Source organism: Streptomyces sp. NPDC036764 (genome assembly GCF_055609385.1).
Genome location: NZ_JBVJPT010000009.1, coordinates 70076 through 83905 on the forward strand (window position 1 = coordinate 70076; position 13830 = coordinate 83905).

The 13830-nt window shown below is 71.7% G+C and carries 10 protein-coding genes; 6 read left to right on the top strand and 4 right to left on the bottom strand.

Annotation, left to right across the window (positions count from 1 at the left end; all coding sequences use genetic code 11):
• Positions 1-48: 48 nt before the first annotated feature.
• The 3 genes from ACZ69Q_RS28895 to leuA all read right to left on the bottom strand — a co-directional run bounded on the left by ACZ69Q_RS28895 (position 49) and on the right by leuA (position 6873).
• A complete protein-coding gene (locus ACZ69Q_RS28895) occupies positions 49-4047 on the bottom strand; it encodes a tetratricopeptide repeat protein (RefSeq protein ID WP_471047063.1) in 3999 nt (1332 codons plus the stop codon).
• 134 nt (positions 4048-4181) lie between these two features.
• On the bottom strand, positions 4182-4880 hold the full coding sequence (locus tag ACZ69Q_RS28900) for a TerB family tellurite resistance protein (RefSeq protein ID WP_471047065.1): 699 nt from the start codon (positions 4878-4880) through the stop codon (positions 4182-4184).
• Positions 4881-5151: 271 nt separating this feature from the next.
• Complete coding sequence (gene leuA, locus ACZ69Q_RS28905) at positions 5152-6873, bottom strand: 2-isopropylmalate synthase (RefSeq protein WP_471047067.1); 1722 nt, start codon at positions 6871-6873, stop codon at positions 5152-5154.
• 319 nt (positions 6874-7192) lie between these two features.
• Between leuA and ACZ69Q_RS28910 the strand changes: the two genes are divergently transcribed.
• Genes ACZ69Q_RS28910 through ACZ69Q_RS28925 form a run of 4 tightly spaced genes read left to right on the top strand, consistent with a single transcriptional unit; the run spans position 7193 to position 11170 of the window.
• Positions 7193-8263 (top strand): M4 family metallopeptidase, encoded by a 1071-nt coding sequence (locus ACZ69Q_RS28910; protein WP_471047069.1) that lies wholly within the window; start codon positions 7193-7195, stop codon positions 8261-8263.
• A 21-nt stretch (positions 8264-8284) separates the two neighbouring features.
• Positions 8285-8551: a protealysin inhibitor emfourin gene (locus ACZ69Q_RS28915; RefSeq protein WP_471047071.1), complete on the top strand. Its 267-nt coding sequence runs from the start codon at positions 8285-8287 to the stop codon at positions 8549-8551.
• 46 nt (positions 8552-8597) lie between these two features.
• A complete protein-coding gene (locus ACZ69Q_RS28920) occupies positions 8598-9932 on the top strand; it encodes a GH1 family beta-glucosidase (RefSeq protein WP_471047073.1) in 1335 nt (444 codons plus the stop codon).
• The gene (locus ACZ69Q_RS28925; RefSeq protein WP_471047075.1) at positions 9929-11170 is read left to right on the top strand and encodes an MFS transporter; all 1242 of its coding nucleotides are present in this window, start codon (positions 9929-9931) and stop codon (positions 11168-11170) included. Before ACZ69Q_RS28920 ends, ACZ69Q_RS28925 begins: the two co-directional genes overlap by 4 nt.
• Positions 11171-11293: 123 nt before the next feature.
• On the opposite strand, the gene ACZ69Q_RS28930 is transcribed toward ACZ69Q_RS28925, so the two are convergent.
• Entirely contained in the window at positions 11294-12148 is an 855-nt protein-coding gene (locus ACZ69Q_RS28930; RefSeq protein ID WP_471047077.1) for an NAD-dependent epimerase/dehydratase family protein, read from the bottom strand.
• Positions 12149-12267: 119 nt separating this feature from the next.
• Between ACZ69Q_RS28930 and ACZ69Q_RS28935 the strand changes: the two genes are divergently transcribed.
• Positions 12268-13116 (top strand): helix-turn-helix transcriptional regulator, encoded by an 849-nt coding sequence (locus ACZ69Q_RS28935; RefSeq protein WP_471047079.1) that lies wholly within the window; start codon positions 12268-12270, stop codon positions 13114-13116.
• Positions 13117-13337: 221 nt separating this feature from the next.
• The gene (locus ACZ69Q_RS28940) at positions 13338-13814 is read left to right on the top strand and encodes a hypothetical protein (protein ID WP_471047080.1); all 477 of its coding nucleotides are present in this window, start codon (positions 13338-13340) and stop codon (positions 13812-13814) included.
• The last annotated feature ends 16 nt before the right edge of the window (positions 13815-13830 follow it).

The following is a 13830-nucleotide window of genomic DNA, read 5'->3' on the forward strand; positions in this document are numbered from 1 at the left end:
TTCCGGCAGGAAGGTGGCCGATCGTCGGGCGGGAGGGGGAGTTGGGGGCTACTGCGCGGGGTGGCCCGGGGCGGGGGTTACTCCCCAGGGAGTACTGCGGCGAAATGCGTCGAGCGCCTTGCGGGGGTGCCCGGTGGCCAGGGCCAGAAGGGCGAGTCTGCGCAGGCCGCGGCGTACGTCGGGGTGGTCCGCGCCGAGCGTGCGGATGCCGTCGGCGAAGACGGAGTCGGCCAGGTCGAAGGCGCGCCGGGGGTGTCCGGACCAGAGGACCGCGTAGGCGTGGAGCCGCCGCCGCTGCCAGGTTCCCGCGTGGTCCGGGCCGTGCAGGCGAGTGCTGTCGGCGACGAGTGCGGTGTATGCCGTGACGGACTTGCGGACCCGTCCGGTCAGGCGCAGGGCCCAGGCCTCGCTGCCGCGGGCGTCGAGCGTCTCGCGGTGATCGGGGCCGTGGATCCGCTCGTTGTCGGCGACAAGGCTCCGGTAGGCGGCGAGTGACCGCCTCAAGCGGCCGGTGGCGCGCAGGCTGCCGGCCACGTAGCGGCGCTGGTCCAGCACCTCCGGATGGTCCGGGCCGTAGAGCGCGAGCATCCTGCTCAGCAGTCGCCGCTGCACGGCGGCGCACTTCCACACCAGGCCCACCGACCAGTAGGCGTGGCCCAGTGATCGCAGGGCCCTCAGGCTCTCCTGGCTGTCCTCCGCGGTCCTGGCGGTCTCCAGCGCGAGCACCCTGCGCCGGATGCGGAGCGCCTTGAACCGGCGGTTGACCGCTCGGTGGTCGTCGGCCAGGTCGTCCAGGAGCTCGATGGTGTACGGATGGTCCGGCCCGAGGGCACGCACATAGTCCGGGTACAGGGCACGGCGCAGACGGAGCGCCTGTCGGCGCTTCCCGGAGCGTCGCACGGCGTCGGCCCGCTCGGAGCGGACGACCAACGTCCAGTGGTGCTGCTCGCCGTAGAACCGCGTGAACTCCTCGACGACCTGCGTGATGGTCGCCAGCCATTCCTGTACGCGGTAGGCGCTGCCGTAGGCGCCCGCCAGCCTGCGCCGCAGAATGATCGTGTGCCGGTGCCCGGCGCCGCTGCGCCGTTCCGCCGTCGCGAGGGCCTCCTGGTAGCGGGCCACGGCACTGTCGTAGTCGCCCAGCCACAGTTCGGCCTGGCCGACCATGGCGCCGAGCCAGGGAACGGCGGCATCGTCGGCGCCGTGGTCCGCGATGCGCTCCTGAAGCGCACGGGCGCGCAGGTCACGGACCTCCTGTCGGCGGTTGGCCGAGTGCAGCACCCAGGCCAGCACGTCGTCCACCCGGCGCAGCAGCGGGTGGCGTGAGCCGAGGTGGCGTGCGATGTCCGTACGCGTCCGCCGGAGCAGGGTTTCGGCCTCGTCGTGGGACTGGGCTCCGTTCAGCGCGACGGCCAGGTCGACGCGGCAGCCCAGTGTCCAGGGGTGGCCCCGACCGTGGATCCGCTCCGCGTCCCGCAGGACCTGCCGCGACACCGCGATCGCCTCGGTGTGCTGTGCCGCGTCCGCGCAGGTGTCGGCGTACAGGTCGCGGGCGCGAAGGGTGGCGGTGTCGTCGGGACTCAGTAACCGTTCGTAGTCCGCGAGGAGTCGTCGTGCCTGCTCGTAGGCTTCCTGGAACCTGTCCGCACTGCTCAGGGCCCGCACGAGCGAGCGCCGCGCGTCGAGGACATCGGGGTGGTCCCGGCCGTGCAGCGCCACCAAGTCGTCGACGACACGCCGGAGTTCGGCCAGGGCCTCGTCATAGCGTTCCTGCTGTGTCAGGGCGTCCGCCCAGGTCACGCGCAGCGTCGCGATCCGCGCCGGGGTGTCGGCGAACAGCCGCTCGGCGTCGCGCAGCGCACGTCGGGCGGCCTCCAGTGCCTCCTCGTACAGGCCCGCCGACATGCAGTTGTACGCCAGGCGGTTCCTGATCCACACCGTCTCCGACTCGTCGTGGTCCCCGCCCGCCGCACGCTCCGCGAGCAGTCGCCGCAGCAGGTCCACGCCCTCGGCGGCGCGGCCCACCGAGTCGTAGAAGTCCGCCAGGCGGCTCAGCTCGTCGGAGTTGCGCAGGGGGTCCACCGCGTCCGCCGGCATAAGCCGCTCGCGCAGGGACTCCGACACGGCGACGGCTTCGGCCAGCCGTCCCGCCTCGGCGTACATCTCCGCCAGGGTGGCCCGGGCCTCGATGGTGCGGCTGTGGTCAGGTCCGCCGAGCCGCTCGAAGTCCTCGACGAGGCGTTCACACATGGATACGGCGACATCGAAGTGGCCCGCCGAGCTGTGGGCCTGCGCCAGGTCGCTGCGGATGGTCAGGGTCTCCTCGGCGTCGGGGCCATTGGCCTCTTCCAGGAGAGCATGCAGCCGCTGGAGAGCGGCGACGGCTCCCTCGGCGCGGCCGGCCCTTGCCCGGATGCCGGCCAGGGATCTCAAGGCGGTCGGCACGGCCCCCGACTGTGTGTCGGGCCCGGTCTCCAGGCACAGCAGGGTCTCCTCGGCCGCGTCCAGGGCCCGCCCGGACTCCCCGACCTCATACAGATACCGCGCCATCCAGCCGCGCAGCCGCGCAAGGCGCTCGGCGCACTCCTGCCCCAGATCGGCGAGGTCGCTCACCACGGCGTTCCACAACGCGTCGATCTGGTCGACGAGTTGGCCGCCCTCCTCCCTGCGTTCCCATGCCTCGCCCAGCGGTACCCGGTCCTCCTCCAGGCACTGCGCGATCGTCGCCGCCGCCTCGGCGAGAGTCCCCTCCGCCCGAACGCGGTCCTGGAGCACACGACGGGTGAGCCGGTGTACGGCGATGCTCTGGGCGCCCATCCTCGTGGCGAGCGAGGCCTCGACAAGTCGGCCGGCCGCGCGCTCGACCGCCGTGCCGGACTCCTGCCCCTGCCGCCGGGCGATCGCGTACAGCAGCGCACCGGGCACCCCCGCGGGCGACAGCAGGGCGAGGGCGTCCAGGAGAGGCCGGACCAAGCCCGTGTCGTCGTAGCCCTCCACCTGCTGGACGGAGACCAGTACGGCCTCGGCGGCCCGGTGCGGATACCGCTCACCCGGCACCGCCGCCAGCAACTGCCCCACCGGCATCGTCCGCAACCGCCGCAGGCACCCCTCGTACCCGATGTGCTCGCTCTTGATCACGGCGGCGGACTGGGCGAGGGCGACGGGCAGCCGCCCGAGTTCCTCGGCGAGGGCACGAGCCCCCTCGTCGTCGTCGAGCCCGGTCCGCTCCCGGAGGAAGGCGAGCGCCTCCTGCGGGGTGAACACCCCGACGTCCACCTGCCCTCCCGCCGCGATGTTCCCGAAGGCCCGGCTGGTCGTGGTCACGACCACCTCCGCCCGCCCCACCGTGGGCAGCCAGTCGGCGGCCTCGTCGGGATCGACGGCGTTGTCGACGACCAGCAGGCACTGCTCGTCGGTGCGACCGATCCAGGTCAGCGCCGCCCGCGCCGAGGTCTCCGCGTCCTCGCCCGGTTCCCGCACTCCGAGCTGGGCGGCCAGTTCGGCGAGACCGGAGACCAGTTGGCCGCGCGTCTCGCCATTGATCCAGGCGACCACGGGCCACTCGTCCTCGACGCGCAGGCGGGCGTACGCGGCAGCGAGCTGGGTCTTGCCGACGCCTCGCGTACCGGTCACCGTGCGGACGACCGCCAGACGGTGGTCCGCCGCGGTCCGGGCGAGTTCGGCGACGAGATCGTCGCGCGGCTGGAAGCCGACCGGACGGCGGGGCAGGTCGCCCATGCGTACCAGGGGCCTGACCGGCTCGGCCGGCTGCCCGTTGGCGGTGACGGAGATGGTCGAGTGGGCGAAGTCGAGCCGGACCGGGGCGTCGGCGGCAGGGGCGGGCGCGGCTCGGTGGGTGGCGTACCAGGCGCTCCACGCGGTGATCGCGGCGGCGACGACCGTGCCGGCGCCGACGGCGACCGAGGCGCGGTCGCCGTCCTGCGAGGGCAGCAGGGGAAGTCCCGCGCCGTAGAAGACCGCGAAGGTGGCCCCGAAGCCCAAGAGGGCGAGCCCGATCGCCACCGCCCAGCGCACTCCCGGCCGCATGCCGCCCCCTTCAGGCGCCGCCCCTCCGGCGCACGGCACGATTGTGCGGGAGTGCGGGCAGCTCAGGAAGGCGAACGGTCGAGACGGCTCGTCGGAGCTCAGGAAGGCGAACGGCCGGGACCGCTCGTCGGAGCTCAGGAAGGCGTGCGTGCCGCCGCCGCCAGCAGCCTCGTCACGTCGTCCGTGCAGATGGTGAGGGCCGCGCCGACCGTCGCGAGGGCGTCTCGTTCGGCGGGGGTGTACGGGCCGTCGGCCAGGGCGATGCGGGCTCCCTGGAGGAGGATCGATTCGCGGCCGGCGGGGGCGAGGTGCGGGGCCAGGGGGTCCAGGGCCTCGTGGAGCTCTATGGCGAGGCCGGCACCGCAGGGCTCGGAGAAGACGCGGCCGGTGTCGGCGGCCAGGGCCTCGACCAGGGCATTGAGCTGGTCCTCCGTGCAGTCCTCGAAGCCGGCCGCGCGCACGGTGGCCGCGGCGGTCTCCAGGGACGTACGGGCGCAGGTGCCGCCGGCCGCCAGCACCGCGAGGGCGACCGTGTGGACGGCGTCGCGGAGCATCGCGGAGAAGCGGGTGGTGGTCGGATGGTCGAGGACGTCGGTGCCGAAGTGGCGGCGGCAGGCCGCGCACTCCACGACGGGGGCGGTCTCGCCGCGCGGCAGCACCGGCACGCCGAGCAGCGTGAAGCGGCGATGGCCGGTCAGCCGCTGGTAGTTGCGGTCGCCTCCGCATCCGGGGCAGAAGAACTCACCGTCGCCCACGGCCGACCATGCGGTGCGGGTGCCCAGGATGCGCGCAAGCCTGGCGGCACGGCCGTTTCGTACCCGTCCTGGCAGCACGTCGCACCTCCGTAACGCCGCGGCAACATCGCCGCGCTTGCGTGATGTTAGCCACATCACGGACGTGGAGTCAGTACCCCGGACGAGACCTTTCCGTGACCTGCACAGGTCAATGGCCGGAAATGAGCGAACCCCGCCCACCGAAATACGGCGGACGGGGCCCGAAAACTCCGGGTGCGACAACGCCCTGAAGGGGCGCGGGGAACTGCGCGACCAGCCACGACGACGCCGCGGCCGACCGAATGTACACAGCCCCCCGCGGAGCGAACCGTCAGCGAGCCGCCCGGTTGACGGCGGAGACGACCGCCTTCAGCGAGGCACGCGTGGTGTTGGCGTCGATGCCGATGCCCCACAGAACCTTGCCGTCGATCGCGCATTCGATGTAGGAGGCGGCCTGCGCGGACGCACCCTCGCTCATCGTGTGCTCCTGGTAGTCCAGCAGACGCGCGTCGATGTCGATCTTCGCCAGCGCGTCGAAGAAGGCCGAGATAGGACCATTGCCGGTACCGGTCAGGACCGTGTCGACGCCGTCGACGGTGGCCTCCACCTTCAGTGTGTCCACGCCGTCCGTGTCGGTCGTCGACTGGCCGTTCTTGACCTGGACGCGACCCCACGGGTTCTCGGGGTTCGGCAGGTACTCGTCCTGGAAGACCGCCCAGATGTCGCCGCCGGTGACCTCGCCGCCCTCGGCGTCGGTCTTGGCCTGGATGAGCTTCGAGAACTCGATCTGCATCCGGCGCGGCAGGTCCAGCTTGTGGTCGTTCTTCAGGACGTACGCGATACCGCCCTTGCCGGACTGCGAGTTGACGCGGATGACCGCCTCGTAGGAACGGCCGACGTCCTTCGGGTCGATCGGCAGGTAGGGCACGGCCCACTCGATGTCGTCGACGGTGACCCCGCGCGCGGCCGCGTCGGCCTCCATGGCGTCGAAGCCCTTCTTGATGGCGTCCTGGTGGGAGCCGGAGAAGGACGTGTAGACCAGGTCGCCCACGTACGGGTGGCGCGGGTGGACCTCCATCTGGTTGCAGTACTCCCACGTGCGACGGATCTCGTCGATGTCGGAGAAGTCGATCTGCGGGTCGACGCCCTGGGAGAACAGGTTCATGCCCAGGGTGACCAGGTCGACGTTGCCGGTGCGCTCGCCCTGCCCGAACAGACAGCCCTCGATGCGGTCGGCGCCGGCCATCAGCGCCAGCTCGGCCGCCGCCACCGCCGTACCGCGGTCGTTGTGCGGGTGGACCGACAGCACGACGTGCTCGCGGCGCGTCAGGTTGCGGTGCATCCACTCGAAGCGGTCCGCGTGCGTGGACGGCGTCGAACGCTCCACCGTGGCGGGCAGGTTGAGGATGATCTCGCGGCCGGGACCGGGCTGGTAGACGTCCATCACCGCCTCGCAGACCTCCAGCGCGAAGTCCAGCTCGGTGTCGGTGAAGATCTCCGGGCTGTACTGGTAGCCGAACTCGGTCTCCGGGCCCAGCAGCTTCTCGGCGTACTCCATCACCAGACGGGTGCCGTCCACGGCGATCTGCTTGATGTCGTCCTTGGAGCCGCGGAAGACCACGCGGCGGAAGACGGGGGCGGTGGCGTTGTACAGGTGGACGGTGGCCCGCCTGGCACCCTTCAGCGACTCCACCGTGCGCTCGATCAGGTCCTCGCGGGCCTGGGTCAGTACGGAGATGGTGACGTCGTCGGGGATGGCCCCGGGCTCCTCGATGATGGAGCGCACGAAGTCGAAGTCGGTCTGGCCCGACGCGGGGAAGCCGACCTCGATCTCCTTGTAGCCCATCTTGACCAGTTGGTCGAACATCCGGCGCTTGCGCTCGGGCGACATCGGGTCGATCAGGGCCTGGTTGCCGTCACGCAGGTCGGTGGAGAGCCAGCGGGGAGCGGCGGTGACACGCTTGCCCGGCCAGGTCCGGTCGGGGATGTCGACCTGGTCGTAGCGGCCGTACTTGTGGATCGGCATGGTGCTGGGCTGCTGGCGGTTCGCCATGTCTGCGGGGCTCCTCAGGATGTCCGGAAGGACGGCCGACGACGCAACGCGAAGCTCCGCGGGGAGGGAGTCGACCTGGACTACAGGCCCTCGCCGCGGCAGCTAAGAAGAAGCAGCCCGAAACGCATGATGCGAAGCATGCTAGCCGAGCCTCTCCGGATGCGGGGCGCTGTATCAGTATGCGGGACCCCAGGGGCAAATAGGGCAAAACGTGCGCCATACCACTCCGTCACGGAGAGTGCGGCTCCCTATCCGCATATTTCACCAATCATGGTTGCGACTAGTGACAGTCAGCTAACGCAGTGCAATGGTGCCGGACATGACGACCAACGGGGGCTTCGAGCCCGTCTTCTGCACCGTCGTACCACCACATGTCCTGGACAAACTGGCCCGCAACGACGACCCGGCCCTGTCCGGCCCCGCCCGCCGCACCCTGATGCGCGACAGCGAGCTGCGCGGCAGGCGCCGTGTCACGACCGAGTTCGCCCTCGCGGCGGCTCCGACGGCGAAGGCACCGTCGGACCAGCCGCTGCGCACCATCTACGACGCACGGCACGGCACCGCCCTGCCCGGCACCAAGGTCCGCGGCGAGGGCGCGGACCCCGGCCAGGACGCCACGGTCAACCGCGCCTTCTCCGGGCTCGGCGCCACCTTCGAGCTCTTCCTCAAGGCCTACGCCCGCCACTCCATCGACGGCGACGGCCTGCCGCTGGACGCCACCGTCCACTACGACGAGAACTACAACAACGCCTTCTGGAACGGCGAGCAGATGGTGTTCGGCGACGGTGACGGCGAGATCTTCCTCGACTTCACCATCCCGATCGACGTGATCGGCCACGAGCTCACGCACGGCGTCACCCAGTACACGGCCAACCTCACGTACTACGGCCAGCCGGGCGCGCTGAACGAGTCGATGTCGGACGTCTTCGGCTCCCTGATCAAGCAGTACACGCTCGGCCAGACCGCCGCCGAGGCCGACTGGCTGATCGGCGCTGGCCTGCTCGCCCCCAGCGTCTCCGGCAAGGCCCTGCGCTCCATGAAGGAGCCGGGCAGCGCGTACGACGACGACGTGCTCGGCAAGGACCCGCAGCCCGCGACGATGGACGAATACGTCCGCACCGGCCGCGACAACGGCGGTGTCCACATCAACTCCGGCATCCCCAACCACGCCTTCTACCTGGCCGCCACCGCGCTCGGCGGAAACGCCTGGGAGAAGGCGGGGCAGGTCTGGTACGACGTGCTGACCGGCGGCGAGCTGTCGGACCGGGCCATGTTCACCGACTTCGCGGCGCTCACGGTCAAGGCCGCGCGCGAGCGGTTCGGCGACGGCGGCGAGGAACTCCAGGCCGTGTCGAAGGCATGGGAACAGGTCGGGGTGCGAATCCCGTAAGTCCGTACTAGACAGGGACCCATGCGTATTCAGGTACGGCGCACGGGCGGATTCGCGGGCATCGAGCGGTACGCCGAGGTGGACACCTCGGGGCGGCCCGACGCCCAGGAGTGGCAGGCCCTGGCCGAGCGCGCGGTCGCGTCCGGCCGGGGCACGCCCCCGGTCGGGGTTCCGGACGGCTTCAGCTACCAGATCACCGTGGACGGCAGGACGGTGTACTGCTCGGATCCCCGGCTCACCGACGAGCAGCGCAAGCTGATCACAAGGGTGCTGAAGGAAGGAGCGTAACGGGCAGTTCACGCCCGGGCGTTGACTTCCATTACCGCCGGTACGGATGATCCGGCGCATGGCGATCGATGAGCGCGGCGCGCAGCGTCCGATACCCCGTTTCCCGGCCGGCTTCCTGTGGGGCGTCTCGACGTCCGCCCACCAGATCGAGGGCGCGACGGACGAGCGCGAGCGGTCCGTGTGGGACGCCTTCACGGCCGAGCCGGGACGGGTGAAGGACGGCTCCACGGCCGAGGTGGCGTGCGACCACTACCACCGGTACCGCGAGGACGTGGCGCTGCTGGCCGGCCTGGGCGTCGGCGCGTACCGCTTCTCGGTCTCCTGGCCCCGGGTGAACTCGCCGAAGGGCCTCGACTTCTACGACCGTCTGGTGGACGAGCTGTGCGCGGCGGGCGTACGCCCGGTCCCGACCCTCTTCCACTGGGACCTGCCGCTCACGCTGGACTGGCTGGAGCGGGACACGGCCGCCCGGTTCGCCGAGTACGTGTCCGTGGTCGCCGAGCGCCTCGGCGACCGCGTCCAGAAGTGGATCACCCTCAACGAACCCGCCGAGCACACCCTGCTGGGTCACGCCCTCGGCACCCACGCCCCGGGCAGGCAGCTCCTTTTCGACGCCCTCCCGGTCGCCCACCATCAGTTGCTGGCCCACGGCCTGGCGGTACGGGCCCTGCGCGCGGTCGGCGCCACCGACATCGGCATCGCCAACTCGCACGGCCCGACCTGGCCGGCGTCGCAGGAACAGCCGGACCTGGAGGCGGCCGACTTCTACGACCTGCTCCTCAACCGCCTGTTCGCCGACCCCCTCCTCCTCGGCCGGTACCCGGACGGCATCGGCGAGTTGATGCCCGGCGACGTCGAGTCGGACCTGAAGGTCATCGCCGAGCCGATCGACTTCTACGGCGTCAACTACTACGCCCCGACCCGCGTGGGCGCCCCACAGGGCACCGAGATCGAGTTCGGCGGAGTGACCATGCCGGCCGAACTGCCCTTCTCGGTAAGGGAGATCGAGGGCGTGCCGACGACGGACTTCGGGTGGCCGGTGGTCCCCGACGGGCTGACGGAGCTGCTCACCGGCTTCCGTGAGCGCTACGGCGACCGGCTGCCGCCCGTCGTCATCACCGAGAACGGCTGCTCGTACGAGGGCGTCGACGACCAGGAGCGGATCGCCTATCTGGACGGCCACATCCGCGCCCTGCACCGGGCCGTGGAGGCGGGCGTGGACGTGCGCGGCTACTTCGTCTGGTCGCTGCTGGACAACTTCGAGTGGGCCGAGGGGTACGCGCGCCGGTTCGGGCTGGTCCACGTGGACTACGAGACGCAGGAGCGGACGCCCAAGGCGTCGTACGGCTGGCTGCGGGACGTGCTCCGGGCCCAGGGATGACGACCGGCGCCCTGGCCGAGCCCACGGAACGGGTCGGCGGGGGCTGGACGACGGCGCTGTCGCTGGCCAACGTGGCGATCTGGGTGGGCTGGTACGGCCCGCTCCAGATCCTGCTGGCCCAGCAGGCGGAGGACTTCGCGCCCGGCACGGGGATGTCGAAGGAGACCCTGCTGGCCTGGGTGACGGGCGCGGGGGCGGTGGTGTCGCTGGCGGCGAACCCGTTCTTCGGTGCCCTGTCGGACCGCACCACGGCCCGCCGGGGCCGCCGTACGCCGTGGATCGTGGCCGGGGCCGCGGGCGGTGCGCTGTCGTTGCTGCTGCTCGCGGGCGCGGACGGGCTGTGGCTGATGACGCTCGGCTGGTGCCTGGTCCAGCTCACCCTGAACGCGGCCTTCGCGGCGGTGACGGCGGCGGTGCCGGACCGGGTGCCGCGGCTCCAACGGGGCGTCGTGGGCGGCTGGCTGGGGGCGGCGCAGATCCTCGGGGCGGTCGCCGGGACGGGCCTGGCGACGGCGGCGGGCGGGATCGCGGCAGGGTACGCGGCGTGTGCGGTGTTCGTCGCGGCGGGCGTGTTGCCGTACGTGCTCCGCCACCGGGACCTCCGGCTCGCCGCCGCGGACCGGCCGGCGTGGTCCTGGCGGTCGTTCGCACGCGGCTTCTGGCTGAGCCCGCGCCGCTATCCGGACTTCGGCTGGGCCTGGCTGACCCGCTTCCTGATCAACCTCAGCAACGCGCTGGTGATCCTCTACCTGCTCTACTACCTCCGGGACCGCCTGCACCACGACGACCCCGAGCAGGGCGTGCTGATCCTGACCGCGGTGAACGCCGTGTCGCTGCTGGCCACGGTCGTGGTGGGCGGCGTCTGGTCGGACCGGGTGGGCCGCCGCAAGCCGTTCGTGCACTGGTCCGGCGTCCTGATCGCGGCGGCCACCGCGCTCCTCGCCGCCTGGCAGACCTGGCCGGGCGCGATCGTCGTGGCGGCGCTGCTCGGCGTCGGCCTCGGCGTCTTCATGTCGGTCGACTTCGCCCTGATGACGGACGTCCTGCCCGCGGCACGGGACCGCGGGAAGGACCTCGGCGTCATCAACATCGCCAACGCCCTCCCCCAGGTAGCGGCCCCCGCCCTGGCGGCCCCGATCGTGACGTACCTGGGCGGCTACCGGGCGCTGTACCTGGTGGCGGCGGTGGTCGGGTTGGCGGGGGCGGTGCTGGTCGGACGTATCAGGGGCGTGGATTAGTCGCCCACGGTTCGGCGACGCCGCCAAGGGGCGCGGGGCTGCATTGGATTTGCGGCTCCGCCGCGTGGGCGCGACAAGCCACAGCGAATCAGCAGCCGCCCGACTACCGATCGCGGCACTCGGTCACAGCGCACCGGCGTCCCGAGCCGCATAGACACTCGGGAACAACGGCCGATACCCCAGCTCCCGCCGAATCCGGTCCGTGGAGACAACCGCCAGCCACGGGTCGGGATCGGTGCGGTCGTACAGAGCCTCCGGCACCTCCACCCCGTTGAGCTGGTGCAACTCGACCGCCGTGACAGGGACGTCGTCGGCGATGTTGTAGATCCGCCCCGCGATCCCCGGCGCGTGCAGGATCCGCAGCAGCCCCTGGGCGACATCCGCATGGTGCCCCATGTGCAGCCGCTGGGTCGCCGCCCAGTTCCCGGCCCACATCAGGGACTGCGCGAGATGCGGATCGCCCTCGCCGTAGACGAAGGGGAGACGGCCGATGCGTACGTCCATCCCGTCCAGCGCGAGCAGCTCCCGCTCGGCCTGCGCCTTGGACTCGGGGTAGGCGCCCCACATCGCGCCGCCGGGCCGGGTCTCGTCGTCCTCGGTCAGCGGGCGCCCGCGCCCGGTGCCGTACACCAGCCCGGTGCTGACCTGCACGAACCTGCGCACACCGGCCGCCTGTGCGGCGCGGCCCAGTTCCACGGCCGCGTCCCGGTTGACCGCCCACGCCTCCTCGTCGGGCACGCCGCGGAAGGACGCCGCGACGTTGACGACGGCGTCGACCCCGGCGACCGCCTTGCCGAGCACCTCCGCGTCCCGCAGGTCGCCGACGACGACCTCGGCGCCCAGTTCGGCGAACGGCTCGCCCCGTACCGCGTCCCGGACCAGGACCCTGACCTGCTCCCCGGCCCTGGCCTGCGCCAGCAGCCTCGGCACGAAGCGCCGGCCGACCTGTCCCGTCGTACCCGTCACCAATGTCTGCATGATCTGCCCCTCTCGTCACCGACCACCCTCGGACGGGGCGGGTCGGAGCGGGAGAGACCTGTTGATCAGGGGATCGGCAGTCCCTGGATAAGGCGCGCGCCGTGTCGCAGGCTGGAGGGGTGAACCGAGCCGAACTCGCCGACTTCCTGCGCCGTGGCCGCGCCCGGCTGACCCCGTCGGACGTGGGCCTCACGCCCGGCTCCCGGCGCCGTACGCCGGGCCTGCGCCGCGAGGAGGTGGCGCAGCTTGCGGGCATGTCGGTGGACTACTACACCCGGCTGGAACAGTCCCGGGGACCGCGCCCGTCCCGCCAGATGCTCACCGCGCTGGGCCGCGCGCTGCGCCTGACCGACGTCGAGCAGGACCATCTGTTCCACCTGGCCGGCGAGGAGCCGCCGCGGCGCGAGACGGCGTCGGCGCATGTGCGCCCCGGGCTCCTGCTGATCCTGGACCGGCTGCACGACACCCCGGCGCAGGTGGTGAACGACTGCGGTGAGGTGATGGCGCAGAACGCGATGGCCAAGGCGCTGATCGGCGACGTGATGTCCCGCCCGCGGCGCGAGCGCAACCTCGCCCGGCTCTTCTTCCTGGACCCGGCCGCGCGCACCCTCTTCCCGCCGGAGGACCTCGCAGGCCATGCGCGGGGCCACGTGTCCAGTCTGCGCGCGGTGGCCGCGGCCCGCCCCGACGACCCGGAGCCGGCCGAGCTGGTCGCCGAACTGCGCGCGGGCAGCGAGGAGTTCGCAGCGCTTTGGGACGAGCACGAGGTGTCCCAGCGCAACCGGGCGACCAAGCGTTTCCTGCACCCCCTGGTCGGCCTGCTGGAGCTGGACTGCGAGGTCATGGTCAGCCACCAGCACCACCACCTCCTGGTCGTGCACTCCGCCCGCCCCGGCACGGACGCCTACGAACGCCTCCAACTGCTGCGCGTGGTGGGCCTCCAGGACATGTCGCCCAGCAGGACCTGACCGGGCCAGGGCCGGGTAGTTGACCCGTCGGTAGTTGAGGCCGGAAATCACCCTTGCCGACCCTCGTCCCAGGCGCATCAATGGAAACGACGGTTCCGACGGACCGTCAGATCCCAGTTCTCAGTTCTCAGATGCCAGCTCTCGCCGCAGCGTGCCCGCACCCACCTGCCGAGCTGTCCCCCCACACGGAATTCCCCCACCCCCGAAAGGGAGCGAATCCCATGAGACGAACGCGTATCGGAGCAGGTGCGGCCCTGGCGGCCGGGGCACTCGCCATCACCGGCCTCGCCTTCGCACCCGCCGCCCTCGCCGTCACCCCCGCCACCGCGACGATCACCGCCGACTGCGGCAGCTTCGGCGGCGGCGAGGCGAGCATCACCGCGACGCAGAACGGCACCTCCGCCACCGTCACCGTCAACTCGTCCGCGATCACCGCGCCGATCGCGCTGTCCGCGGACTCGATCGCCTCGACGCTCACTTTGGTGAAGGCGAGCGGCGGCACCGTCGCCTTCTCCGGCACCAAGAACCCGGCGATGGCCGCCGGCGACCCCGTCCAGGTCGGCCCGCTCAGCGGCACCGTCGCCTCCGGGGACAGCCTGGAGGCCTTCGGCGGCTCGTTGCAGATGACCGTGTTCGGCATCACCATCACCTGCACGGCGACCGGGCCGCAGTCGCCGGGCCCGTTCGTGTTCGACTGAGGCGCGTGACGCGCTG